Here is a 26,584-nt window from a genome sequence, read left to right as displayed (position 1 = left end):
AGGGATACACCTGTTCCCATACCGAACACAGAAGTTAAGCCTCTCAGCGCCGATGGTACTTGGGTGGTAACGCCCTGGGAGAGTAGGACGCTGCCAGATACATAAGAAAAGCTCTATTTCGTAGGTCGAAGTAGGGTTTTTTTATTTGCAGTAATATAAAATACATAATATAATCTATTTAATCCGTTAAGATATTTTGATAATTAGCATAGAAAGGGGATTAGTATGGACATGAAAAAAGTATTTTATGAAGGCATATCCTTTGAGGTATTTGTCAAAAATGGCGAGGGATCCCATATAGAAAAGACATTAGACTTGCTTCATAGTATTCAGTTTGAAGAAAATATTGTAAGTCGAATAAAAGCAATTGACAAAAAAATTAATATTTTAGCCTTAGCGGAAATATGGTGTCCAGATTGCATGATAAACGTTCCCGTACTTCAAAAGATGAAGAAATATAATGATAATATCGAGTTTTCCATAATAAAAAGAGAGGGTAATGAAAAATATTTTAAAAAGTATTCGGTAGATGGGAAAATAAAAATTCCTACTTTTATAGTTTTTGATGATGATTTTAATGAAATTGGATACTTTATAGAAAGACCTAAAATTATAAAAGATATTTATAAAAGCGATAATCAAGTGGATATAATAATTGCTACGAAAAAATATAGAAATGGGCAGTATGGAAATGAAACAGCTAGAGACATATTAGATATGTTGAATTATTGAGGAGAGATAATAATGAAATATGAAGGTGCACTGTATAGGCCACCTAGTGAAGCCTATAGCTTAATAGTTCAGGCTACTATAGGATGTTCTCACAATAAGTGTACATTTTGTTCTATGTATAGAGGAGAACAATTCAAAATAAGAGAGACAGATGAAATAATAGAGGATCTAATTCTAGGTAGAAAATATTATAAAAATGTAAAAAGAGTATTTTTAGCTGATGGAGATGCATTGGTAATTAAGACGGAGGAATTGGTAAGGATACTCAAACAGATTCAGAGGATATTTCCTGAATGTGAAAGAGTAGGTATATATGGCTCTCCTAGATCTATTTTACTAAAAACAAGAGAAGAATTGAAACTTCTAGAGAAACTAGGTTTGAGAATAGTATATCTAGGCTTAGAATCTGGAAGTGATAAGATTTTAAGGGATATCAATAAGGGAGTTAACTCCACTGAGATGATAGAAGCAGGTAAGATGGTAGTGGATTCTAATATAGCCCTTTCTATCACATTGATATCTGGAATAGGTGGTATGAAATATTCAAGGGAACATGCCCTTGAGTCAGCCAAAGTATTAAATGAGATGAATCCTGACTATATTGGTTTATTAACATTACTATTAGAAGACGGAACAGAACTATATAGAGATGTACAAGAAGGAAGTTTTCAACTATTAACCCCTAGGGAAATACTTTTAGAAACAAAGTTATTAGTGGAAAATCTTAAGGTAGACAATTGTATCTTTAGGAGCAATCATGCTTCTAATTATCTCCCATTGAAAGGAACTTTAATGGAGGATAAACAGCTTATACTTAAGCAAATTGAAGAAGGTTTGAATATGGATGGGTTTGAGGATAAAGAACTATATAGACGCTTGTAAAAAAGTTTTAGTTGCATAACATTGAAAATGGTGATATACTATTTAGGAAAAAGTGAATATAAGATCTTTAAATCAGTCCCGAGAGGCTGGCAAGATTGTAATATAGTATACTTATGTCATAGCACATAAAACTTCTTGCTGCAGCAAGAAGTTTTTTTATGCAGATTAATTACAATCGTGCCTTTAAATCAGTCCTGAGAGGCTGAAAAGGAGAGTATTCTCCTTTAAACTTTAAAAGGAGGTTTTTTTATGACAGAAAATATTATCAAAACTAATGAGACCCATGGGTCTAAAGAAAAAATATGGAATAATTCTAAAAAGGTGATATTAGCTCTTCAGCACTTAATTGCTATGTTCGGTGCTACTGTATTAGTACCAATATTAACAGGATTTGACCCATCGGTAGCATTGTTTTCAGCAGGCCTCGGAACACTAATATTCCATCTTTGTACAAAAGGGAAAGTTCCAGTATTCTTGGGCTCATCCTTTGCTTTTATACCAGTAATATTAACGGTAAAGGAAGCTTATAATGGAGATTTAGCCTATGCTCAAGGAGGAATAATGGTAGCCGGTCTAATATATGTATTGCTATCCTTCTTAATAAAGAAGATAGGGGTAGAAAGAATTAAAAAATATTTATCTCCCCAGGTAGTAGGACCTATGATAATAGTAATAGGTATGAACTTAATCCCTGTAGCTTTTCAAAATGCTAGTGAAAACTTTCTAATAGCAGGTATAACCTTAGGAACAGCATTACTAGTCAATTTTAAGGGCAAAGGTATATTTAAACAATTGTCAATATTAATGGGTGTAACCGTTGGATATATAATTTCATTAAGGATGGGAATTATAGACATGAATATAATAAAAGAAGCGCCAATACTAGCAATACCAGCTTTTAGATTGCCTAAATTTGATATAGGTGCTATAACCATAATTGCTCCTGTAGTATTAGCAGTATTCATGGAGCATTTAGGGGATATAACTACTAATGGCCAAGTTGTTGGCAAAAACTTTATAGAAGATCCAGGCTTAAACAGAACCCTATTAGGGGATGGATTAGCTACAATGGCAGCAAGTTTAATTGGAGGACCAGCCAATACAACTTATGGTGAAAACACAGGGGTTTTAGCTATAACTAAAAACTATGATCCATCTATATTGAGATTGGCGGCAGTATTTGCAGTAATATTAGGATTTGTATCAAAAATAGGCATATTTTTGAATACTATACCAACGCCAGTAATGGGTGGAATAAGCTTGATGCTTTTTAGCATGATATCCCTTATAGGGGTTAAGACCATTAAGGCTAACAAGGTAGAGTGTAACTTAAAGAATATAATAGTTATTGGGACTATATTAGCACTAGGACTTGGTAGTGGAATAATAGAAAGTAAATTTGGCATAACTATAGGGATTCCAATAAATGAAACGGTGAAAATTACAGGACTAAGTTTTGCAGCTATAGTAGGAATAGTATTAAATGCAATATTAAATAGAAATGAAAATAAATAAGACAATATCAAAAGCCTGTCCAAAACAATGGGACAGGCTTTATTTTATTTGGTATAATAAATACAAGTTTATATAAAGGGTTAGTCTACACCCTACTATGGCCAGAAGGAGGTGGTATGTTTGAAGAGGGTAGACGAGGTATATAAAATTTTGGTTCACTTACAAGGAGAAAAGCAGGAAGGCGTATCTGCTTCTGATATAGCGTCTATATTGGAAACGGATAGATCTAACATCAGCAGGTATTTAAACATCATGTATAAAGAAGGGAAGTTAGAGAAAATAGATGGAAGGCCTGTGCTATATAAGTCCATTAAAGCCGATACAAATATGGATTATGGTAAAAAGGCTTCTTCAACAGATTCTAACAACAGTTTAGATAGAATGGTAGGTGCAACTCAAAGTTTGGCTATGCCTATACAAAAGGCAAAGGCAGCTATAATGTATCCTCCTAAAGGTCTACATACTTTACTTTTAGGTGAAACTGGTGTAGGAAAATCCATGTTTGCAGAACTTATGTATCGTTTTGCCGTAGAATCTAATGCCATCTCAAGTGATGCCCCCTTTATTAGATTTAATTGTGCTGACTATGTAGATAATCCAAATCTATTGACGGCTCAAATATTTGGGGTAAAAAAGGGAGCCTATACTGGCGCCCATAGGGATAAGGATGGATTACTTGCCCAAGCAGATAAAGGATTTATTTTTTTAGATGAAATCCATAGATTACCGCCCCAAGGTCAAGAGATGTTATTTACATATATTGACAATGGTTTTTTTAGACCTTTAGGGGAAACGGAAAGATTAACCTATGTAGATGTTAGAATAATCGCTGCAACTACAGAAAACCCAAACTCCCATCTATTGACTACTTTTACTCGTAGGATACCTATGACAATAACCCTCCCACCTATAAGAGATAGGACTTTATCTGAAAGATATTTATTGATAGAAACCTTTATCAAGGAAGAATCCTGTCGTATAGGTAAAAGTATATATATAAATAAAAACTCAATTATTTCTTATCTACTATATAACTGTCCAAACAATATTGGACAGCTTAAATCTGATATTCAACTAGCCTGTGCAAAGGCATTTTTAAAATATAAAGCCGAGAATGGCGATTATATAATTATCAATCAAGGAGACATACCTAATCACGTGAGAAAAGGAATTTTAAGAATAAAAGAATATAGAAATGAAGTAGATGATATATTAAATTCTACTTACGATATTTTGAAATTTAATCAATATGATGCACCTTCTCTTCCATTAAATGTAGGTGATAATAGATCAGAAGACTTTTATACTGCCATTGAACAAAAACTAGAATCCTTAAAAGAAGCGGGTATGGATGAACAGGACATTAATGAGATAATGAATATTGATATTGAATCTCATTTTGAAAAATATATTGGAAGGATATATAGGCGTTTTGATAAATCTGAGATATCAAATGTAGTAGATGAGGATATATTGCAAGTAGCTGAAGAAATATTATTGTTAGCACAAAAACATTTGGGAAAGGAATTTGATGAAAAAATATATTTTGGGCTATCCTTTCATTTGGAACGGAGCATAGAAAGGATAAGAAAAGGGGAAAAAATATATAATCCTAAGTTAAATTTCATAAGAATAAATTATGAACAGGAATTTTTATTTGCCATGAAAATTGCAAAGATAATAGACAATAAGTTTGACATCGAAACACCTGTAGATGAAATAGGGTATCTAGCAATGTTTTTTGCAACGGATTCCAATAAAATATATAAGGAAGAAAAACCTAAGGTAGGGGTAATAGTTGTTATGCATGGTAGGTCTACTGCTAGCAGTATGGTAGAAGTAGCCAATAGTCTAATAGGTACGAAACATGCTGTAGCTTTAGATATGCCCCTATCAATGAAACCAAAGGTTATGTATGAGATAACAAAGGAAAAGGTTCAACAGATAGATAAAGGGAAGGGAGTAGTATTACTAGTAGATATGGGTTCTTTAACTACCTTTGGAGATATGATATGGGAAGAGACTGGAATAGAAGTAAAAACTATAGAAAGGGTTAGTACTCCTATGGTTCTTGAAGTGCTAAGAAAAGCCGTAATGGGTTATAGCATAGATGAGATGATAGAAGTTTTAGATGAAAAAGAACTATATAGGGAGGATATAACAAGGAAACAGATAAGAAGAAATGTAATTGTAACTGCTTGTTTTACAGGAGATGGTGCTTCGAAAAAGCTTCAATCTATAATAGAATCTACCTTAGGTGATGAAGATATAGATACAATGGCCATAAACATAGTAGATGAGGAAAAGCTAGAAAACAGAATATATAAATTAAGTAAAAGGCATAATATAATAGCTATTGTAGCAACAGTACATGTAGACATAAGATATATACCTTTTATACCTGCTATAGAAATACTTAAGGGTGATGGTATAGATAAATTGAAAAAGATCACCTATGAAGAAAATATGTATATAAAAATAGCAGAATCCCTAACAGAACATCTAATTAATCTGGATGGGGAAGAGATAACTAAGGATACCAAATATCTAATTCATAGTATTGAAAACAGATTAAAAATAAAAGTAATCCCTGATGCTAAGATGGGAATTGTACTTCATATAGCCTTTTTAATAGACAATATATTGACTGGTATAGTTCCAAGGAAGTTTGAAGGTTTAGATATATATATAAATTCGTATGAAAGGCAGATGAATATTATTAGAGAATCCATTGCCTTTATGGAAAACAAGTACAAGGTCTCCTTAGGTGAAGATGAATTAGCTTATATATTAAAATTATTTTTGTTAAATCAAAGCAGTGTGTAATAGTGTGTAAAAGTTTACACACTATTTTGTTTTTTATAAAGAAGTTTACACTGTATTTATCAGGTACATAATGGCATATACTTGTCACAAACCACTATTGGTATGGCATTATTCTTTTACTATTCTATTGGAAATGTTGGCGAGGTAATTGCATTTATAATATAGTACATAGAAAATAAATTATAGGAGGTGGATAAGGTATAGACCAAACCGTATACTAATATTTTCGAAAGGACTGATTCCTATGCTAAACATTATGCTTGTTTGTTCTGCAGGCATGTCGACCAGTTTACTGGTTAGTAAAATGAATAAGGTAGCTGAGAGTAAAGGAATGGATGTAAATGTATTTGCAGTAGCAGAAGCAGATGTTAAAAATAACATGAATAAAGTAGATATCATGTTACTTGGGCCTCAGGTACGATACTTACTGCCAAAGATGAAAGAGATGATGAAACCTAAGGGTGTACCTGTTGGGATAGTCGATACGATTAGCTACGGGACTATGAATGGGGAAAAGGTTTTAGATCAAGCATTAAGTATGGTTAAGAACCAATAATAAAGTTTCATATCTAAAAGGGGGATGAACATGGATAGGTTTATGGATTTTATGGAAAGGAAGTTTGTTCCGGTTGCAGCTAGGATCGGGGGACAAAGGCATTTAGTTGCTATTCGTGATGGGTTTGTTGCCATTATGCCACTAATACTTGCAGGATCTACTGCTTTATTATTAAAAAACACCATCTTTAAATGGATAACGCCATTAGAAGTATTAGTTCCCATATGTGACCAGGTTTGGTGGGGTTCCTTAGCTATAATGACCTTATTAGTCATTTTTTCTACAGCTTATAGTTTAGCAAAATCTTATGATGTCAATGCTCTAGCAGCTGGACTAATAGCAGTAGGATCTTATTTTGCTACATTGCCACAGTCCCATGGAGATGCAGGTTGGGGATATATTCATTGGGGATATTTACAAGCTACAGGCTTGTTTACGGGATTAATAGTTGCTTTAATTGCGACAGAAATATTTGTTAAACTAATCAAAAAAGACTTGACTATTAAAATGCCAGAAGAAGTACCACCAGCAGTAGGTAGGGCTTTTGCAGCGGTTATACCAGGTATGATTACCATGTTTACTTTTGGAATTGTATTTCTAATAATAGATAAACTAGGTGGCGTAAGCTTATATGATGTGATATATGAAGGAATTCAAAAGCCATTACAAGGCTTTAGTCAAGGAGTAGGCTCAGCAATGTTAATGGCTATGCTTATTAACCTATTTTGGTTCTTTGGTCTTCATGGGGCAAATATACTAGATCCGATAATGAATGCATTATATTTGCCAGCTCTTACAGACAATGCTGCCGCTATAGAAGCAGGAAAGGTAGCACCAAATGTAATAACTAGGGTTTTCTTTGATTCCTATGTGCACCTAGGAGGTTCTGGAGCAACATTAGCATTGATAATTGCTATTTTTATTGCGACTAAGAAGAGAACAGAATACAAAGAAGTGGCAAAATTATCAGCACCATCAGGGATATTTCAGATTAATGAGCCGATGATGTTTGGAATACCTATAGTATTAAACCCAATACTATTCATTCCATTTATAATAACTCCTGGAATATTAACCCTAATAGGTTATATTGGTACCGCTACAGGCTTTGCACCACCAACATATGTTGCTATTCCTTGGACAACTCCTCCAATAATTGGAGCGTTTTTAGCAACAGGAGCTACTGGAGCCAGTTGGAGAGCGGCTGTGTTGGCAGCAATAAATCTAGTAGTTGCAGTGCTTATCTATCTACCCTTTATAAAACTAGCTGATAGACAAAGAAAGGAAGAACAAACAAATTAGTAACTGTGCTTTTTATGCTAAAGGGGTTTGGGAATATCTATGTAAGAAGTAGAGAAGAAATTCTCTACTTCTTACCAATACTCTGTATAAACCAGTTTATTTATTGATATATAAGAATTTCTTAAATTTTTATATATCAATAAATAATATACTCTAAGAGAGGTGGTATATTTGAATAATAAAATTAAAATAGCTGTAATTGGAGGTGGTTCATCCTACACTCCCGAATTTGTAGAGGGAATTATTAAAAGATACGATGAGCTTCCAGTAGAGGAACTTTGGCTTGTAGATATAGAAGAAGGTAAGGAAAAACTCGATATTGTTGGAAATTTAGCGAAGAGAATGGTAGATGAAGCCAATATACCAATGGATGTTTATCTAACTTTAAACAGTGAAGAAGCATTGTATGGAGCAGATTTTGTCACGACCCAAATAAGGGTAGGGATGCTTGAAGCCAGGGGTAAAGATGAAAGTATTCCTCTATCCCATGGATTTATAGGACAGGAAACCAATGGTGCAGGTGGACTTCTTAAAGGGTTGAGGACTATCCCAGTATTATTAGGAATTACTGATGACATGGTCAAGCTGTGCCCTGAGGCATGGTTGATAAACTTTACAAATCCAGTAGGTATGGTAACAGAAGCCTTCTCTAGGTATTCAAAACACAGGAAGTTTATAGGCCTTTGTAATGTTCCTATTGGGGTAGAGAGAGGGATAGCAGAGATAATGGGTATAGAAGAGGATAGGATTAGAATAGATTTTGCTGGATTAAATCATATGGTATATGGTTTCAACGTTTTTATAGATGGAAGGGATAAAACAGAAGAGGTATTAGATGTGTATGTAGAAAATTCAGTTTCTGTAAATATGGAAAACATTGATCCTATGGAATGGGACAAAGAATTTATCAAGGCCCTTGGTCTGATACCTTGTCCCTACCACAAATATTATTATAAAACTGCAGATATGCTTAGAAATGATATGGAAAAATTTAAAGAGGGTACAAATAGGGCAGAAGAGGTAATGAAAATAGAGGAGGAATTGTTTGAACTATATAAGGACACAAAATTAAGACAAAAGCCTAAAGAACTGGAAAAACGGGGTGGCGCTTATTATTCTGATGCGGCTTGTAATCTCATAAGTTCCATATATAATGATAAGGGAGACCTTCAGGTGGTAAATACATTAAATGGCAATACCATAAAGGATTTAGATGAGACCAGTGCTATAGAAATAACTTGTAAAATAACAAAAGATGGGCCTATGCCTTATAAATTTATTGACCAGTTTCCTGTTCCTATAAGAGGGCTTATACATCAGATAAAGTCTTTTGAAATATTGGGGGCAGAAGCAGCAGTAGGAGGAAATTATGATAAGGCACTCCTAGCAATGATAACAAATCCTCTTGTTGCAAACGATAAAGAGGGACGAAAAATGTTAGATGAATTGTTACAAGCACATAAAACATACTTATCAAATTTTTTTGATAAACATGAATAACATTATTTTTTAGAGGATTTATAGGATATTATAGGCTGTTATTATATAACTATCTAATTTTTTAAAGGGGAGAGTAATATGAATTTAGAGATGATAATTATGAACATAATAAATTATAGTGGTGAAGCTAGGAGCCTATGTATGGAAGGGATATCCTATGCAAAAAAAGGTGATTTAAACAGAGCAAGGGCTAATATTGAAGAGGCAAATGAAAAAATAGCTTGTGCACATAAAAGTCAAACTAAATTGATACAATCAGAAGCTCGAGGTGAGAAACAAGATTTTTCTTTGCTATTAGTCCATGCCCAGGATCATCTAATGAATTCAATAATGGCTAGGGATATGGCCAGAGAGTTTATAGATTTGTATGAGGTGGTTTATGACTCTTTAATAGCAGAAGGGAGAAGAGCTAATGCGTAAATTGGGTGTATCTATATATCCAAATAATTCATCTATAGAGGAGGACAAAAAGTATTTGAGTTTAGCATCCAAATATGGATTTAGTAGAATATTTACAAATTTGATATCTGTAGAAGAAGATAAGGATAGGATATTAAGAGAATTTAGAGAAATAGTAAGCTATGGAAGAGATTTAGGCATGGAGGTAATAGCAGATGTATCCCCGTCAGTATTTAGATCTTTAGATATCCATTATTCAGATCTAAGGTTCTTTAAGGATATGAACTTAACAGGAATAAGATTGGATCTAGGCTTCACTGGTAATGAGGAAAGTATAATGTCCTTTAATCCCTATGATTTAAAGATAGAGATAAATATGAGTAGCAATACAAGATATTTGGAAAACATAATGACTTATTTACCTAATAAAGACAATATTATTGGATGCCACAATTTTTATCCCCATAGGTATACAGGATTATCCAGGAAACATTTTATGGAGACATCTGAGGTATTCAAAAAATATGGCATAAGGACGGCAGCCTTTGTTTCATCGGCAAAGGCTACCTTTGGACCTTGGACAGTAAATGAGGGGTTACCTACATTAGAGGAACACAGGGAACTTCCCATAGAAATCCAGGTAAAGGATTTATTTAATACAGGTCTGATAGATGATGTAATCATAGCAAATTGTTATGCTTCTGAGGAGGAATTGAAAATAATAGGAGATATGGACAAGAATATACTTACATTAGGAGTAGAGTTAATAGAAGATCTACCAAAGGTAGAAAGGGATATAGTATTGGGAGAAATTCACTTTAATAGAGGGGATGTTTCAGAATACGTAATCAGATCCACTCAAAGTAGGGTTAAATATAAAGACCATGATTTCACATTGATGAATCCAAAAGATATTGAAAGAGGAGATGTAGTTATAGATAGTAGTCTTTATGAACATTATGCTGGAGAGTTACAAATAGCATTGAAACCTATGAAGAATAGTGGTAGAACTAGTGTTGTAGGAAAGGTAATAGATGAGGAGATGTTTTTATTAGATTATATAAAACCTTGGCAGAAATTTAGGCTAAAATCTTCTATATAGAATTTAGAGAATAAAAAGAATAAGGTTGTAGATTAGCCATTCAGATGGAAAATCTACAACCTCTTTTTTAATTAAAAATAGACAAAATTACAAATAACGTATAAAATGTAATGGAATAATAAAAAAGATGAATCTTAATTAGGGAGGAATTTTAAACTATGCCTAAAGTATTAGTCGTAGGCGGTGGGGCGGCAGGGATGATGGCTGCCATTTCAGCTACAAACCAAGGTGCAGAGGTTGTTATACTTGAAAGAAATAATAGAGTAGGCAAAAAAATACTAGCTACAGGTAATGGAAGATGTAATTATACAAATATAAATCTATCTATCAGCAATTATCATGGGAACAATCCTAAATTTGCTTATAGTTGTATTTCCAAGTTTGGAGTAGATAAAACATTAGATTTCTTTGAACAGCTAGGCATAACTCCAGCTGTAGAAGATAATGGTAAAGTATTTCCCTTATCTTTTCAAAGTTCAAGTGTATTAGACGTATTAAGATTTGAGCTGGAGGACTTAGGTATAGAGGTTTTGACCGATGGTTTTGTTACGAATATAAAAAAAGAAGATAAATTCCAACTAACCTTGATGAATGGTAGGAAAATATATGGTGATAGAGTAATTTTAGCTACTGGGGGTAATGCAGCGCCTAATACGGGTTCAGATGGGAATGGCTATACCCTTGCTAAAAATATGGGTCACAGTATAGTAGATGTTTTCCCAGGGCTAGTGCAGCTTAAACTTGAAGGAAATATATTTAAGCAAGTAGATGGAGTTAAATTTGTAGGAACAGCAGGCCTTTATAGAAAAAATCAATTGATTAAAGAAGATAGGGGAGATATATTATTTACCAATTATGGTATATCAGGTCCCCCTATACTCCAATTGAGTAGAACTGCTTTAGAATATTTAAACAATGGTAAGGATATAGAGCTAAAGGTATCTATTATAGATACTAAGACAGAAGAGGAGCTATATGATTATTTAATATATAGATTTGGATTTATGGCAAAGAAGACCATAGAGAGGGGACTAATAGGACTAATAAACAAGAGATTAATCCTTCCCATATTGAAGGAAATAAGAATTGATAAAAATAAACAAATTGCCCATTTGAGCAATGAAGAAGTCAGAAGATTATCGGGAATACTTACGGATTGGAGATTTAATATATCTGGAAGCAAATCATTTAAAGATGCTCAGATAACGGCAGGTGGAATAGATACAAATGAAATAGATAGTTCTACCATGGAATCTAAATTAGTAGAGGGATTATACTTTGCAGGAGAAATAGTGGATATAGATGGAGATTGTGGTGGATTTAATCTCCAATGGGCTTGGTCGTCAGGATATATAGCTGGGGAAAATTCTGCTTTAAGCTAAGAAGAAGGATAGGGAAAGGAGTATTACAATGTCAAGTATGAATAAAAAACTAGTTAGATTAGCGAAACAAGATAATCCAATAAAGGTTGCCGTAGTTGGAGCAGGCAAAATGGGCAAAGGTTTAGTCAGTCAGATGTCAAGGATAAAGGGGATGGAGCCTTCCCTAGTCATAAATAGAAATGGCGGAAAAGCGTTAAAGGCTTTATTATCTGCAGGGATTAAAAAGGATGATATAGTAATATCCAACTCCTTAAAGAATATTAATTTTGCGTTGGAAAAGGGAAAGTATGTAGTAAGTGAAGATATGGATATGGCTGCTAAAGCCAATAGTATTCAGGCAATAGTAGATGCAACAGGAGTTCCTGAAGTAGGGGCAAAGCTCTCAATAGATGCTATTGACAATGGAAAGCATATTATAATGCTAAATGTAGAGGCGGATTCAGTAGTTGGACCTATACTACATAAATACGCAGAAGAAGCAGGTGTTATCTACACGGGAACGGCGGGAGATGAGCCAGGAGCAGTTATGGAGCTATATGATTTTGCAGTAGGATTGGGATTTGAAGTATTGGCCATTGGCAAGGGGAAGAACAATCCAATAAACTTAGATGCAAATCCAGATACCGTGCATGAAGAGGCGCTAAAAAAAGAATTAAAACCTCATATGTTGGCAGGCTTTATAGATGGTACCAATACCATGATAGAGATGACATGCATGGCTAATGCTACGGGATTTGTTCCAGATATCAGAGGTGGACATGGCATTGTTAGCAATATAGACGATTTAACAAGTTTTTTTAGGTTAAAAGAAGAGGGTGGAGTTTTAGATAAATATAAAATAGTAGATTATGTTAGAGGAATTGCTCCAGGTGTATTTTTAGTATTTACTACAAACTTGGAAGAGATTCATAGCCAATTAGAATATTTAAATATGGGTGCTGGTCCTAATTATGTACTATATAGGCCTTACCATCTGACTAGTTTAGAAACCCCTAACACCATTTATGATGCTTGTGTAAACAATAGAGCCACCATAGCACCAACAGAAGGGGTTATAGCTGATACGGTAACTATAGCAAAGAAGGATCTAAAGGCAGGGGAAAGATTAGATCGTATTGGCGGATATACGGTCTATGGGAGCATCGAAGAACACACTGTGGCCAAGAAAGGGAATCTAGTTCCCATAGGTTTAATAGATGAAAACGCAAAAGTTTTAAGAGATATTAAAAAGGGTGAATTTATTACCTACGATATGATACAACTAGATACTAGTACAAATATATATAAATTGAGAATGATTCAAGAGGAAAAAATAGGGTAGACTGTGTTTACAATTATTAGATTATTATTTATCATATAATATGGACAAAAATATTAAATGGAGGAGATAATCGTGATATACATAAAAAATGATGACAATAGGCCACAATTTAATTTAGCATTAGAACAGTATGTATTTGATAACTTAGATCAATTTGACGAGATATTTTTACTATGGATCAATGAGCCATCTATAATCGTTGGAAAGAACCAAAACACTATAGAGGAGATAAATTTAGATTATATTAAGGAAAACAATATCAATGTAGTTAGAAGATTATCTGGTGGTGGGGCAGTCTATCATGATTATGGTAACCTAAACTATACCATCATTTCTAAAAGCAAAGAAACTTCTTCCTTCAACTTCGAAGCTTTTTCCCAGCCAGTCATAGAAGTACTAGCTAAGCTAGGAGTACAGGCAGAATTTACAGGAAGAAATGATATTGTAATAGATGGTAGGAAGTTCTGTGGGAATGCTCAATATATGAAAAAGGGCAAAGTTCTTCATCATGGTGCTATGCTATTTGATACGGATTTAAATGTACTAGGTAATGCACTAAAGGTATCCAAGGATAAAATTCAATCTAAAGGGGTAAAATCAGTTAGAAGTAGAGTTACAAATATAATTGACCATTTGGAGGAAAAGATTACGGTAGAAGATTTTAAACAACTTCTGCTGGATCATATGTTTGAGGGAGACAAGGAAATAAAAGAATATAAATTAACAGAAGAAGATTATGATAATATCAATAAATTGATGGAAGAGCGATATTCTACTTGGGAATGGAATTTTGGCGAATCTCCTGAGTTTAATATAAGTAAAGCTAAAAGGTTTACTGCTGGTAAAGTAGAAACTAAAATAGATGTAGAGGAAGGCATAATAAAGGATATAAAGTTTTATGGCGACTTCTTTGGTGGTGGAGAAATATCCACTGTAGAAGAAAAGTTTAAAGGAGTAAAATATAAAGAAGAGGAAATAGAAAAAGTATTAGACAGTATAGATATAGGGTATTATTTTTCAGGTATATCTAAAGAGGAAATAATCCACTGTATAATATAAAACAAACTTGACAAAAGACCTTGTTTTGATGTATATTAGTACTCAAAATATAATATAAAATGTAGAGATGAGGACAGTAGTAAGGAACCTTACTTACAGAGAGATGATCATCAGGTGGGAGATCATCGGTAAGTTCTTTATGAAGATCACCTCGGAGCATGGTATCTGAAATATTAGTAGGATACTACGTCTAGGGCGTTATACTTAATGAGTGATAAGACAGATATTTTTTGTCTTATAATTTGGGTGGTACCGCGGAAATCCGTCCCTAAGCATAGCTTAGGGACTTTTATTATACTAAAAATAGAAAGGATGAAAAAATTGACTAGATTTAGAGAATTATCTACAAAACCCGTAAGCGAAAGGGAGCAACAGATATCAAGATACTGGGAAGAAATAGATCTTCTTCATAAATCCGTAGATACTAGAGACGAAAACAAACCCTTTGTGTTCTATGAAGGGCCTCCGACAGCCAATGGAAAACCTGGCATACATCATGTAATGGCCAGAACATTAAAGGACCTAGTATGTAGATATAAGACTATGGAAGGTTATCAGGTAAAGAGAAAAGCAGGTTGGGATACCCATGGTTTACCAGTGGAAATCGAGGTAGAAAAAAAATTAAATTTAAAAAACAAACAGGAAATTGAAGAGTATGGAATTGAAGAATTTAATAAACAGTGTAGGGAATCCGTATTTCAATATGAAAAGTTATGGAGAGAAATGACTACTAGGATGGCATATGAAATCGACTTAGATAATCCCTATATAACTTTAGAGAACGATTATATCGAATCTGTATGGTGGATATTGGACAAATTTTTCAAGGAAGGTCTAATATATGAAGGACACAAAATATTGCCTTATTGTTCCCGCTGTGGTACAGGATTGGCATCTCATGAGGTAGCTCAGGGCTATGAAGAGATAAAGACGGAAACGGTAGTGGTAAAATTTAAACTAAAGGATAAAGATGAGTATTTCCTTGCCTGGACTACTACTCCTTGGACCTTACCAAGTAATGTATGTCTAACTGTAAACCCAGAAGAAGTATATTTAAAGGTAAAACAAGATGATGAAATATACTATGTAGGAAAGGTTTTAGCTGACAAGGTGTTAGGGGAAGACTATGAGGTAATTGAAGAATATAAAGGAAAAGATTTAGAGTATATAGAGTATGAACAGCTAATTCCATTTATAGAAGTTGGAGAAGATAAGAAAGCTTTCTTCGTTACAATGGGAGATTATGTAACTACAGAGGATGGTACCGGTATAGTCCACTCAGCGCCAGCTTTTGGTGAAGATGACTACAATACGGGAGTAAGATATAATCTACCAGTACTACAACCAGTAGATGAGGAAGGAAAATTTACCGATACTATATGGAAGGGTAAATTTGTAATGGATGCAGATCCAGAAATAGTACAATGGTTAAGAGAAAACGGGAAACTATATAGAAAGCAAAAGATGGAACATAACTATCCTCATTGTTGGAGATGCCATACCCCACTACTATATTATGCAAAGCCTAGCTGGTATATAGAGATAACCAAGTTAAAAGAACAGTTAATTGAAAACAACAATGGAGTCGACTGGTATCCTGATTTTGTAGGAGAGAAAAGATTTGGCAATTGGTTGGAGAATTTAAATGATTGGGCTATATCCAGAAGCAGATATTGGGGTACACCATTACCAATATGGAGATGTGAGGATTGTAATCATACGGAGAGTGTTGGTTCAATAGAGGAATTAGTAGAAAAGGCCTTAGAAGATATAGATGAAACCATTGAACTACACCGCCCCTATGTAGATCATGTACATTTTAAATGTGAAAAATGTGGCGGTACCATGAATAGGGAAAAGGATGTAGTAGATGTTTGGTTTGATAGTGGAGCCATGCCCTTTGCTCAATACCATTATCCCTTTGAGAACAAGGAAAACTTTGATAAGCTTTTCCCTGCAGATTTTATCTGTGAAGGGATTGACCAGACTAGAGGTTGGTTTTATTCACTACTAGCCATATCTACCTTTGTAACGGGTAAATCCCCTTATAAAAATGTATTGGTAAATGATCTAGTATTAGATAAAGATGGCAAGAAGATGTCCAAATCTAGGGGTAATACTGTAGATCCCTTTGTATTATTTGATGAATATGGTGCCGATGTACTAAGATGGTATTTGATATATGTATCTCCACCATGGACCCCTACAAAATTTGATGAAAATGGTCTTAGGGAAGTAGAGAGCAAATTCTTTAGAAGTATCAGAAATGTATATAATTTCTTCTCCTTATATGCCAATACCGACGATGTAGACCCAAGGGAATTTTTCATCCCCTATGAAGAAAGAGAAGAAATCGATAGATGGATTCTTTCCAAATACAACAGCTTAGTAAAGCAGGTAAGAAGGGATATGGAAATATTCGAATTAACTAGGGTAGTAAGATCTATTCAAGAATTTGTAATCGAAGATCTTTCTAATTGGTATATTAGACGTACAAGAAGAAGATTTTGGTCAACAGAGCTAGACGACGACAAGAAAGCTGTATACAATACTACTTATGAAATATTAGTAGGATTGAGCAAAATGATAGCCCCCTTTGTCCCCTTTACAGCAGAAGAACTCTACAGAAGTTTAACGGATAAGGAATCAGTACATTTAGACTACTATCCAGAACATAGTGAGGAATTAATAGATCTGAAACTAGAGGAAAAAATGGATCTAGTAAGGGATTTAGTGGGATTAGGTAGAGCATCAAGAGAATCTGCTAGAATAAAGGTTCGTCAACCACTAAAGGGTGTTTTGATAGATGGAAAATATGAACAAACAATTGATAATTTAGTACCATTAATCAAAGAGGAGCTAAATGTAAAGGAAGTAATATTTGAAAAGGATTTAAGTCAATATATGAACTTTACACTGAAACCAAATTTTAAAGTAGCAGGACCGATTTTAGGCTCAAAGATAAAATCCTTTGGAAAGGTATTAAATCAATTAAATCCCCATGAAACTGTAGAAAAACTAGAAGCAGGAGAGACCTTAGTATTAAATCTTGATGGTGAAGATATGGAAATTCCAAAGGACTATGTAATGCTTACCATATCATCAAAAGAAGGATTTGATGTGGCTATGGGCAACAATCTGTTTGTAATTCTGGATACCAATCTTACTAAGGATTTAATTAACGAAGGTTATGCAAGGGAATTTATATCAAAAGTACAACAAATGAGGAAAAACAGTGGATATGAAGTATTAGATAATATAAACATATATTACGACAGCAATGATGAAATAGAAGAAGCAGTAAAGCTATTTGAGGACTTCATAAAAGAAGAAACTTTAGCTAAATCCATTGAAAAGGTAAAGGATGATTCCTTTGAAAAACAGGATTTAAATGGCCATATGACAGGAATAAAACTAGAGAGAATATAAAATATAAGAGCCTTTTTTAGGCTCTTATATTTTAAAACCACCTTATCATTTAGAGTCTCTAATGATATAATAAACATAACAAATATTAAGGGGGTTTTTACATGGCCATTAATGAAGTTGAACAATTGTTTCAACAATTAGAAAAGCTAGGAATTATAGCTAGCAGACTTGGTTGGACCCAATATACTACAGGGTATGATTTTGGAATTGAAGAGGCTTATGATGATATTTTGAATTTTCTTAAAGATGAGAAAAACTATGAAATAGTATGTAAGTATAAAGAAAAGGATTTAGACCCAATTGATAGTAGGCGTATGGAAATAGCCTACAATATATTTAAGCCCTATCATTTAAGCAAGGAAATAAATGAATTGAATTTAGAGATAAGAAAGAAGACCAATGAATTGTCTAAAATACTAAATACCTTCAGATTTAATATAGACGGCAAAGAAATAGCCTCGGTAGAGATAGATCAGATACTATCCAAGGAAGAGAATAGAGAAAAAAGAAAGAAGGCTTTTTTCGCTAGGAATCAAATAAACGAAGCCCTAGTAGATGGGGGATTTATTGAGTTAATAAATTTAAGGAAGGAACTAGCTAGAATTTATGGCTCTGAGGATTTTGTCGAATATCAACTAGAAAAAGATGAGCTCAGTCCCGATATATTTAATGGTTGGAAGGTAGAATTAAAAGAGCATATTGATGTACTAAATAAGCAGAGAAGGGAATATGCTAGTAGATACATCCATGAAGAGGATATGTTCCCTTGGGATGAGGAATACATAAAATCTCAAATTTCACCCTCACTAAATGCCACTGTAGACATGTCCAATTACTATAATATTATTAGAGATTTTTTCGTCAATTTTGGCATAGATATAGATCGATATAACATAACTTACGACATATTTCCAAGAAAGAACAAATCTGAATGGGGGTACAATTTCCCCATAGAAACTGGGAAGGATTCAAGGATACTTGCTAATGTGAAAAACCGATATAGTGAATATAAGGTTTTGCTACACGAAACAGGCCATGGAGTCCATTCCTTCTTGCAAGATCCTGATGAGACAATACTAAATAGTGGAATAAGTGGAATAATAACAGAGGGGATAGCTAATCTGTTTGGAAGTTTTTTATACGATGAATTGTTCTATAAAAATTTCTTTGTTGAGGATGTGGATGATGAATTTAAAGAAATGGCCCGGTATGAAAAGCTTAGCTATTTAAGATTTGTAGGAAACATATTCTTCGACCATAGTCTCTATAGAAATAATATAACCTCCCTAGAGGATATATATGGCTTATATTTTAAAACCTATGAAGAACTATTCGGCGACAGACCTTATGATGAAGCTCCACCTTTTGGATATAGAATCCACTATACAACTCATCCCATCTATATGCATAATTATTTCATGGGAGATGTAACCTGTGAAATGTTAAGAAAGGTATTCTGTCAAAATCATGGTGTTACTTCTATATCTGAAAAACCAAGGGAATTTGGAGATTTCCTAATAAATAAGGTAATCAAGCCTTCAGGATTATATAAATATGAGGAATTGTTTAAGCATATAAGTGGAGAAGAGTTTTCTTTAAAATGGTATTTTTAAAGCGATAAAGATGATGTAAAGGTAGATAGCAATGCTATCTACCTTTATTAGTATATTAAATGTGGAATTATTACTTGTGCAGTATTTATAGATGGAACCATACAAAGTTGGGTATATATTAACAAGTATGTAAATTTTACAGAAAGACTAGGAGGTAATTATGCTTTTATCGGGAAAGGAAATAGAAAAAAGAATTGGTAAAGAAATAATTATAGAACCTTTTAATAAAGAACAGTTAAATCCTAATAGCTACAATCTTAGATTACATAATGAACTATTGGTTTATGAAGAACAAGTCTTAGATATGAAAAAGGCCAATGCTACAAAGAAAATCTATATTCCAGAAGAAGGCTTAGTTTTAGAGCCTAATAGACTATATTTGGGTAGAACTGTAGAACATACCAAAACCGACAAATACGCACCTATGCTAGAAGGTCGTTCTTCAGTGGGGAGATTAGGTTTATTCGTCCATGTAACAGCAGGTTTTGGAGATGTGGGTTTTAGCGGATATTGGACTTTAGAAATATTTTGTGTCCAGCCAGTGAAAATTTATCCTAATGTGGAAATATGTCAAATATATTATCACAGCATATATGGAGATTATGAAAAATATAATAGTGGAAAATATCAAAACAATAGAGATATCCAACCAAGCTTATTATATAAGGAATTTGAGGAAGATGATAGATAGCCTTAATGTTTTTAGGAAAAAAATTAAAGGGCTAAGGGAATATGTTAACAAGGGGGTGAAACTTTGGCTTATAAATACAGGGGGTATGACCCGCCATGGAAGAGGATACTAAAATATATAGCTAAAATATTGATTACTGCAGCGATAGTCATGGTATTGGTGTATGCATTAAGTTATTTTTTAAAAAAGGAATTTAAAATAATGTTGGAATATGCAGGAGTTATTGTTATGCTCGTAGGTGGGATGTCTTTTTTAGGTGGTAGAAGTCTAGGAGTAAATCCAGCTTATTCTAAAACCCATGAATATGCAAAAAGACATGTAGAATTGTTAAGTGATACTGCTAGATTTGTAATTTTCATGACATCTGTTGGGGTAATTTTGTTTATCGTAGCTTTATTAATATGGTAAAGACCAGAACAGGGAAATATAATGCTTATTTAATCATAAAAGTAAGAGTAAAAGATGGAAAGATGAAGAATATGCGATAATTTTATGGAAAATGGGTAAGAATAGAATAGCATGAAGATATGGGAGGGGTATTTTATGAGTCAATATCATGAACCGGTAGAATTGCTAGACGAAAAGGCAATGGACATAGTGAGAGCCTTAAATAGTTTAAAAGAAGAAGTAGAGGCTATAGACTGGTATAATCAAAGAGTGATAGCTTCTAATGATGAAGAGTTAAAAGCTATTATGGCTCACAACAGGGATGAAGAAATCGAACATGTATGTATGACTTTAGAATGGTTAAGAAGAAATATGCCTGTATGGGATGAAGAATTAAGAACTTACTTATTTACCGAAGGTCCCATTGCTAGCATTGAAGAAAGGGCCATGGGAAAGGAAACTGAAGGAGAAGATACAGAGGAGAAGTCTGGATTAAGTGTTGGAGATTTAAAATAAGGGAGTGAGATAATATTGCTATATAAAGAACTTGCACCAATAACTAAAGATGCATGGAAGGAAATCGAAGATAGGCTCATGGAAGTTTTTAAGACCTATCTATCTGCAAGGAAGGTAGTTAGGGTAGAAGGTCCTAAAGGACTGGAATATAATGCAATTTCTGAAGGTAGACTAGGCAATATTAAAGAAGATGGAGATGTCTGCTATGGCATTTACAATGTATTGCCTTTGACGGAAGCCAGGGTAGAATTTGAAATGGATAGATGGGAATTGGATAATATATCTAGGGGTGCAAAAGATATTGATTACGAACCCTTAGAGGAAGCAGCTAGAAAGATGGCTATTTTTGAAGAAAGTGCAGTATATAATGGATTGGAGAATGCACATATTAAGGGAATGACTCAGCTAGCCGAAGGTGGCACTATTGCTTTTGGTAATGATCCTAAGACCATCATGGACTCTATTGCTACAGGTTTGATAAAGCTTCGAGAGGTGTATCAAGAAGGTCCTTTTACGCTGGTAGTAGGAGAGGAAGTTTATAAGAGGATTATATCTAGGGAGGCTGCCTATCCTCTAGAAAAAAGAATAGAAGAATTAACTGGGCACAAGATCGTCTATAGCCATGTTTTAGATGGAGCGCTATTAGTTCCATACGACCATGAAGACCTGGAGCTAACTATAGGAGAAGATCTATCCATTGGTTATCAATATAATGATAACAAAAAGATAAAATTTTTTATTACCGAATCCTTTACCTTCAGGGTATTAGACCCTAGCATTATAGTAAAATATAGTGTATAAAAAACTGTAAATTAGAATCATATTAATAAACTAGAAAAGGGCGATTTGTCGCCCTTTTCTAGTTTATTAATATTAAAAGCTTAAACTTTTCTTTTTTTCCCTAATTAATACAGTTATTGATTATTTCATGTATAATTCTTCAGGCAATAAAAAATACTATGATAAATCTGAGATTCATGATATAATCTATAAGGATAGTTATAAATATTTTTATGAATACAAGGCTCAAATTAGTATTTTAAGGTTTAAAAGGTTTTAATATTAAAATCTTTAACATAAACAAAAATGCTGGTTAAGGGGGAAAGGTATTAATGAAAGTATATCAATCAGACAAAATTAGAAACGTAAGCTTAATAGGCCATAGTGGTAGTGGAAAGACAACGCTAACAGAAGCAATACTATATGTGACAGGCGTAACTAAAAGACAAGGTAAAGTAGATGACGGAAATACTGTATCAGATTTTGATAAAGAAGAAATAGCAAGGAAAGTATCCATTGGAACAGCAGTAATTCCAGCTGAATGGGAGGATATAAAATATAATTTCTTAGATACTCCAGGTTATTTTGATTTTGCTGGAGAGATGTATGGTGCACTAAGGGCAAGTGAAGGTGCTATTCTATTAGTAGATGCTTCTTCAGGAGTAGAAGTTGGTACGGAAAAAGCATGGAAATATACAGAGGATCATAATATTCCGAAAATGCTCTTTTTAAATAAAATGGACAAGGAAAATGTTAACTTTGAAAAAGTCTTAGCTGATATCAAAGATCATTTTGGGGATAAGATAGTACCATTTACATTACCAATTGGTGAAGCTGAAAGCTTTAAAGGATTTGTCAGTGTAATAGATGAAATAGCTTATGAATATGATGGAAAAGATGCAAAAGAAGTAGATATACCAGCAGAACTTCAAGATCAGATTGCATCTATTAATGAGTCGTTGATGGAAAAGGTTGCAGAAACCGATGAAGAATTGATGGAAAAATACTTTGAAGGTGAACAGTTTACAATAGAAGAGATAAGAAAGGGTTTAAAGCTTTCAGTAATGAATGGAGATCTAGTTCCTGTAATAGTAGGTTCAGCAGAGAATGCAGTAGGGGCAGATTTCTTACTAAATGTAGTTAAAAACTATATGCCAAATCCAACAGAAGTAGGACCATATTTGGGACAAAAAGGTGAAGAAGAAGTAGAGAGAAAAGTAGATGTAAATGAGCCATTTTCAGCAATAGTATTTAAGACCGTAGTAGACCCATTCGTTGGGAAACTTTCATTATTTAAGGTATTATCAGGAAAGATTACAAAAGATGATGAATTATATAATGCAAGCAAAGATCAAACTGAGAAACTAGGTGGATTATTTGTTTTGAGAGGAAAGAATCAAATAGAAGTATCAGAAATAGTAGCTGGTGATATTGGAGCTACAGCAAAACTCCAAGTAACTCAAACAGGCGACAGTATATGTAATAAATCCAACCCAACTTTATACCATAGAATAGAGTACCCACAACCAACATTATTCTTTGCAGTAGAGCCTAAAGCAAAGGGAGATGAAGAAAAGATAGGTACTTCCCTACAAAGGCTTACTGAGGAAGATCCAACTTTTGTTACGGAGAGAAATTCAGAAACAAAACAACTATTAATCGGCGGTCAAGGCAATATGCAGTTGACGGTTATCACGGATAAATTGAAAAATGCTTTTGGAGTAGATGTGACTTTAGCTAGTCCAAAGGTTGCATATAGGGAGACTATTAAAGGCAGTTCTAGTGTTCAAGGCAGACATAAAAAACAATCTGGAGGAGCCGGTCAATACGGTGATGTTCATATAAGATTTGAGCCAACGGATGAAGAATTTGTATTTGAAGAAGAGGTATTTGGTGGAGCAGTACCTAAAAACTTCTTCCCAGCTGTTGAAAAAGGCTTAAGGGAATCCTTAGAACGGGGTGTTCTTGCAGGATATCCAGTAGTTAATTTGAAAGCTACATTATTTGATGGATCTTATCATCCAGTAGATTCCAATGAGATGGCATTTAAAATTGCAGCATCTCTTGCATTTAAAAAGGGAGTAGAAGAAGCTAAACCTATATTATTAGAACCTATTATGCGAGTCGAAGTATTGGTTCCAGAAGATTATATGGGGGATGTAATGGGAGATATGAACAAACGTAGAGGTAAGATCTTAGGTATGGAACCTCAAGCTGATGGATCCCAGTTAATAATAGCAGAAGCCCCTCAAGCAGAACTATTTGAATATGCCATAGACTTAAGAAGCATGACCCAGGCAAGGGGAAGCTTCACCATGGAATTTATAAGATATGAAGAAGTACCATCAAATATTGCCGAAAAAATAATAGAAGAGGCGAAAACGGAGAAAGAATAATAATAAAGAAAAGGTTCGATTAATTTAGTCGGGCCTTTTTTATTTTGATAGCATATAAAAACCCTAACGGGGAATTATAGAATTTAATAAAAAACTATTGAAAAAAAATAGAATATAATGCATAATATAATAAAAGGCAAAGATAGTCAAAGTCAAAGGAGTGGAACTAATGCCAGGAATGAGTAACCTTATAGAAAGGTTTATAAAGGAAATGTTAGAACAAGCGGAAGATGGAATAATAGAGATAGGGCGAAATGAATTAGCAGAACAATTTGGTTGTGCTCCATCTCAGATTAACTATGTGCTTACCACTAGGTTTACTCCCTATAGAGGATATTATATTGAGAGTAGACGAGGCGGTGGTGGGTATATAAAGATAGTGAAGGTAGGAATTGAAGAAGATGAAGCAATGGAAGATTTAATAATAAATGCTATAGGTGATTCCATTACAAAGAACAAGGCTTATCATATAATTGAAGGTTTGGTAGAAGAAGAGGTAGTGACACTAAGGGAAGGATATTTGATGAAGGCTTCTATAGAAGACAATGCTTTGAAGAATGTGACCACAGGACGGAATCAGCTTAGGGCGGATATACTTAAAAATATGCTACTTATTCTAATGAGATGATGGGGGCGATAATATGCTATGTCAAGTTTGTAATAAAAACACCGCTACTGTTCATTATACTAAAATAATAAATGGAGAAATAGAAGAACTACATCTATGTGAAGAATGTGCTGTGGACAACAATGAATTTGAATTTGACACCACTTTTTCTTTTCATAAACTATTGACAGGGTTAATAGATAGTATTCAAGGAGAGCCTGTAAAAGAAGAAGTATACAATACTACATGTCCTTTTTGTGGTTTAAGCTATTCTGAATTTAAACAGACAGGCAAATTTGGTTGTCCAGAGTGCTATACTACTTTTAAAACTAAACTATATCCTTTATTTAAAGGTATACATGGCCATGGTGAACATATAGGTAAAATACCAAAAGGAGCAAGTAAGGTTATTGTAGCAAAGAAGGAGATCGGAAAGTTGAAGAAAGAGTTGGAAGAACTAGTCGCCAAGGAAGCCTTTGAAGAGGCAGCAATAGTAAGGGATAAGATCAACGAACTAGAAAAGGAGTTAGATAGATAAAGAGGTGATAGGAATGACCAGATGGTTTGAAGGTTCTGGACTGGAGGAAGATGTGGTAGTCAGTACTAGAATAAGGATTGCAAGAAATTTAGAAAACTATAGATTCCCTCAGAAGATGAGTATAGAGGAGTCAGAAAAGCTTACACAAGAAGTGTTAAATGCAATGAAAAATCTTTCTAGCAATCACAACTATAAATTTATTAGAATAAGCAATTTAAGTCCACTACAGAAAGTTAGCTATATGGAAGAACATTTGATTAGTCCTGGATTAATCCAAAAATCAGACCTTAGTAGTTTTTTATTAAGGGATGATGAAATGGTCACCATAATGATAAATGAAGAAGATCATCTAAGGACCCAAGTATTACTTCCAGGGTTAAACTTTGAGGATGGATGGAAGCATAGTAACGATATAGACGATTTTCTCGATAGCTTTTTAAATTTTGCTTTTCATGAGGATTTTGGTTATTTAACTACCTGCCCTACTAATGTTGGTACAGGGCTTAGGGCTTCTGCTATGGTTCATATACCATCACTAGTTATGACTGGACATATAAATAATTTAATTCGAGGGTTAAATAAGATTGGTTTAACCGTAAGAGGATTATATGGAGAAGGAACGGAGGCCATAGGGGATTTGTATCAAATATCCAATCAAACTACTCTAGGAGAAGAGGAAGAGAAGATAATAGAAAAATTAAAAAATGTAATATATCAAGTCATAAACAAAGAAAGGAATATAAGAGATGAGTTGATAAATAGACAAAAAAACCAGTTAGAAGATAGAATATTTAGATCCCTAGGCATTTTAAGATATTCTAGAATTATATCTTCTAAAGAAGCGATGAAACATCTATCCAATGTAAGATTGGGCGTGGAAATGGGTATAATTAATGATATGAAATTTAAGGATATTACTGAACTGATGATAGGGATACAACCTGCTAGCATTCAAAAAAGATTTAATATAGAATTAAATAAGAATCAAAGAGATATAGAAAGAGCCACGCTAATAAGAGAATACATGAGTGTATAAGATAGGAGGGATAAT

The 26,584-nt window shown here is 33.8% G+C and carries 22 protein-coding genes, 1 rRNA gene and 1 other annotated feature; all 23 genes read left to right on the top strand.

Annotation, left to right across the window (positions count from 1 at the left end; translation table 11 throughout):
- Positions 1-99 (top strand): 5S ribosomal RNA (rrf, locus tag C3E88_RS10500); the annotation flags it as partial.
- Between the two features lie 126 nt (positions 100-225).
- Positions 226-732 (top strand): thioredoxin family protein, encoded by a 507-nt coding sequence (locus tag C3E88_RS10495; protein WP_236910134.1) that lies wholly within the window; start codon positions 226-228, stop codon positions 730-732.
- Between the two features lie 12 nt (positions 733-744).
- Positions 745-1,614: a radical SAM protein gene (locus tag C3E88_RS10490; RefSeq protein WP_236910133.1), complete on the top strand. Its 870-nt coding sequence runs from the start codon at positions 745-747 to the stop codon at positions 1,612-1,614.
- 249 nt (positions 1,615-1,863) lie between these two features.
- The gene (locus C3E88_RS10485) at positions 1,864-3,129 is read left to right on the top strand and encodes a uracil-xanthine permease family protein (protein WP_236910132.1); all 1,266 of its coding nucleotides are present in this window, start codon (positions 1,864-1,866) and stop codon (positions 3,127-3,129) included.
- 120 nt (positions 3,130-3,249) lie between these two features.
- Positions 3,250-5,955 carry a sigma 54-interacting transcriptional regulator gene (locus tag C3E88_RS10480; RefSeq protein ID WP_236910131.1) on the top strand — a complete coding sequence of 902 codons (2,706 nt, stop codon included), beginning with the start codon at positions 3,250-3,252 and terminating at the stop codon, positions 5,953-5,955.
- Positions 5,956-6,199: 244 nt separating this feature from the next.
- Positions 6,200-6,511 (top strand): PTS sugar transporter subunit IIB, encoded by a 312-nt coding sequence (locus C3E88_RS10475; RefSeq protein ID WP_236910130.1) that lies wholly within the window; start codon positions 6,200-6,202, stop codon positions 6,509-6,511.
- 30 nt (positions 6,512-6,541) lie between these two features.
- Entirely contained in the window at positions 6,542-7,813 is a 1,272-nt protein-coding gene (locus C3E88_RS10470) for a PTS sugar transporter subunit IIC (protein WP_236910129.1), read from the top strand.
- 171 nt (positions 7,814-7,984) lie between these two features.
- A complete protein-coding gene (locus C3E88_RS10465) occupies positions 7,985-9,313 on the top strand; it encodes a 6-phospho-beta-glucosidase (RefSeq protein WP_236910128.1) in 1,329 nt (442 codons plus the stop codon).
- 78 nt (positions 9,314-9,391) lie between these two features.
- The gene (locus C3E88_RS10460) at positions 9,392-9,733 is read left to right on the top strand and encodes a PTS lactose/cellobiose transporter subunit IIA (RefSeq protein WP_236910127.1); all 342 of its coding nucleotides are present in this window, start codon (positions 9,392-9,394) and stop codon (positions 9,731-9,733) included.
- Positions 9,726-10,814: a DUF871 domain-containing protein gene (locus tag C3E88_RS10455; protein ID WP_236910126.1), complete on the top strand. Its 1,089-nt coding sequence runs from the start codon at positions 9,726-9,728 to the stop codon at positions 10,812-10,814. Before C3E88_RS10460 ends, C3E88_RS10455 begins: the two co-directional genes overlap by 8 nt.
- Before the next feature lie 158 nt (positions 10,815-10,972).
- A complete protein-coding gene (locus C3E88_RS10450; protein WP_236910125.1) occupies positions 10,973-12,196 on the top strand; it encodes an NAD(P)/FAD-dependent oxidoreductase in 1,224 nt (407 codons plus the stop codon).
- 28 nt (positions 12,197-12,224) lie between these two features.
- Complete coding sequence (locus C3E88_RS10445) at positions 12,225-13,517, top strand: NAD(P)H-dependent oxidoreductase (protein ID WP_236910124.1); 1,293 nt, start codon at positions 12,225-12,227, stop codon at positions 13,515-13,517.
- A 72-nt stretch (positions 13,518-13,589) separates the two neighbouring features.
- Positions 13,590-14,576, top strand: a complete 987-nt coding sequence (locus C3E88_RS10440; RefSeq protein ID WP_236910123.1) for a lipoate--protein ligase — start codon at positions 13,590-13,592, stop codon at positions 14,574-14,576.
- A gap of 55 nt (positions 14,577-14,631) precedes the next feature.
- Positions 14,632-14,849 (top strand) — a binding site (T-box leader).
- A gap of 48 nt (positions 14,850-14,897) precedes the next feature.
- Positions 14,898-18,005, top strand: coding sequence for an isoleucine--tRNA ligase (ileS, locus tag C3E88_RS10435; protein WP_336513087.1), 3,108 nt, complete (start codon positions 14,898-14,900; stop codon positions 18,003-18,005).
- A gap of 101 nt (positions 18,006-18,106) precedes the next feature.
- The gene (locus C3E88_RS10430; RefSeq protein WP_236910121.1) at positions 18,107-19,618 is read left to right on the top strand and encodes a M3 family metallopeptidase; all 1,512 of its coding nucleotides are present in this window, start codon (positions 18,107-18,109) and stop codon (positions 19,616-19,618) included.
- 160 nt (positions 19,619-19,778) lie between these two features.
- Positions 19,779-20,309: a dCTP deaminase gene (gene dcd, locus C3E88_RS10425; RefSeq protein ID WP_236910120.1), complete on the top strand. Its 531-nt coding sequence runs from the start codon at positions 19,779-19,781 to the stop codon at positions 20,307-20,309.
- A 63-nt stretch (positions 20,310-20,372) separates the two neighbouring features.
- Positions 20,373-20,717 (top strand): hypothetical protein, encoded by a 345-nt coding sequence (locus tag C3E88_RS10420; protein WP_236910119.1) that lies wholly within the window; start codon positions 20,373-20,375, stop codon positions 20,715-20,717.
- Positions 20,718-20,852: 135 nt separating this feature from the next.
- Entirely contained in the window at positions 20,853-21,212 is a 360-nt protein-coding gene (locus tag C3E88_RS10415) for a ferritin-like domain-containing protein (protein ID WP_236910118.1), read from the top strand.
- A 15-nt stretch (positions 21,213-21,227) separates the two neighbouring features.
- Positions 21,228-22,013, top strand: a complete 786-nt coding sequence (locus C3E88_RS10410) for a family 1 encapsulin nanocompartment shell protein (protein ID WP_236910117.1) — start codon at positions 21,228-21,230, stop codon at positions 22,011-22,013.
- A gap of 311 nt (positions 22,014-22,324) precedes the next feature.
- The gene (gene fusA / locus C3E88_RS10405; RefSeq protein ID WP_236910116.1) at positions 22,325-24,388 is read left to right on the top strand and encodes an elongation factor G; all 2,064 of its coding nucleotides are present in this window, start codon (positions 22,325-22,327) and stop codon (positions 24,386-24,388) included.
- Between the two features lie 169 nt (positions 24,389-24,557).
- Positions 24,558-25,016, top strand: coding sequence for a CtsR family transcriptional regulator (locus C3E88_RS10400; RefSeq protein ID WP_236910115.1), 459 nt, complete (start codon positions 24,558-24,560; stop codon positions 25,014-25,016).
- A 13-nt stretch (positions 25,017-25,029) separates the two neighbouring features.
- Positions 25,030-25,533, top strand: coding sequence for a UvrB/UvrC motif-containing protein (locus tag C3E88_RS10395; RefSeq protein ID WP_236910114.1), 504 nt, complete (start codon positions 25,030-25,032; stop codon positions 25,531-25,533).
- 13 nt (positions 25,534-25,546) lie between these two features.
- Positions 25,547-26,569, top strand: coding sequence for a protein arginine kinase (locus tag C3E88_RS10390; protein ID WP_236910113.1), 1,023 nt, complete (start codon positions 25,547-25,549; stop codon positions 26,567-26,569).
- The last annotated feature ends 15 nt before the right edge of the window (positions 26,570-26,584 follow it).

Origin of the sequence: Clostridium sp. Cult3 (assembly GCF_021655115.1) — a bacterium.
Classification (GTDB): Bacteria; Bacillota; Clostridia; order Tissierellales; family Tepidimicrobiaceae; genus PPXY01.
This window is presented reverse-complemented; position numbering and strand designations above follow the sequence as displayed.

What these genes read in the sequence shown, in the direction of transcription:
- C3E88_RS10450 (WP_236910125.1), top strand. Translation starts at nt 10,973, where the DNA reads ATGCCTAAAGTATTAGTCGTAGGCGGTGGGGCGGCAGGGATGATGGCT.
- C3E88_RS10490 (WP_236910133.1), top strand. Translation starts at nt 745, where the DNA reads ATGAAATATGAAGGTGCACTGTATAGGCCACCTAGTGAAGCCTATAGC.
- fusA (WP_236910116.1), top strand. Translation starts at nt 22,325, where the DNA reads ATGAAAGTATATCAATCAGACAAAATTAGAAACGTAAGCTTAATAGGC.
- C3E88_RS10495 (WP_236910134.1), top strand. Translation starts at nt 226, where the DNA reads ATGGACATGAAAAAAGTATTTTATGAAGGCATATCCTTTGAGGTATTT.
- C3E88_RS10430 (WP_236910121.1), top strand. Translation starts at nt 18,107, where the DNA reads ATGGCCATTAATGAAGTTGAACAATTGTTTCAACAATTAGAAAAGCTA.
- C3E88_RS10455 (WP_236910126.1), top strand. Translation starts at nt 9,726, where the DNA reads ATGCGTAAATTGGGTGTATCTATATATCCAAATAATTCATCTATAGAG.
- C3E88_RS10445 (WP_236910124.1), top strand. Translation starts at nt 12,225, where the DNA reads ATGTCAAGTATGAATAAAAAACTAGTTAGATTAGCGAAACAAGATAAT.
- C3E88_RS10390 (WP_236910113.1), top strand. Translation starts at nt 25,547, where the DNA reads ATGACCAGATGGTTTGAAGGTTCTGGACTGGAGGAAGATGTGGTAGTC.
- C3E88_RS10400 (WP_236910115.1), top strand. Translation starts at nt 24,558, where the DNA reads ATGCCAGGAATGAGTAACCTTATAGAAAGGTTTATAAAGGAAATGTTA.
- C3E88_RS10485 (WP_236910132.1), top strand. Translation starts at nt 1,864, where the DNA reads ATGACAGAAAATATTATCAAAACTAATGAGACCCATGGGTCTAAAGAA.
- C3E88_RS10470 (WP_236910129.1), top strand. Translation starts at nt 6,542, where the DNA reads ATGGATAGGTTTATGGATTTTATGGAAAGGAAGTTTGTTCCGGTTGCA.
- dcd (WP_236910120.1), top strand. Translation starts at nt 19,779, where the DNA reads ATGCTTTTATCGGGAAAGGAAATAGAAAAAAGAATTGGTAAAGAAATA.
- C3E88_RS10460 (WP_236910127.1), top strand. Translation starts at nt 9,392, where the DNA reads ATGAATTTAGAGATGATAATTATGAACATAATAAATTATAGTGGTGAA.
- C3E88_RS10395 (WP_236910114.1), top strand. Translation starts at nt 25,030, where the DNA reads ATGCTATGTCAAGTTTGTAATAAAAACACCGCTACTGTTCATTATACT.
- C3E88_RS10415 (WP_236910118.1), top strand. Translation starts at nt 20,853, where the DNA reads ATGAGTCAATATCATGAACCGGTAGAATTGCTAGACGAAAAGGCAATG.
- C3E88_RS10475 (WP_236910130.1), top strand. Translation starts at nt 6,200, where the DNA reads ATGCTAAACATTATGCTTGTTTGTTCTGCAGGCATGTCGACCAGTTTA.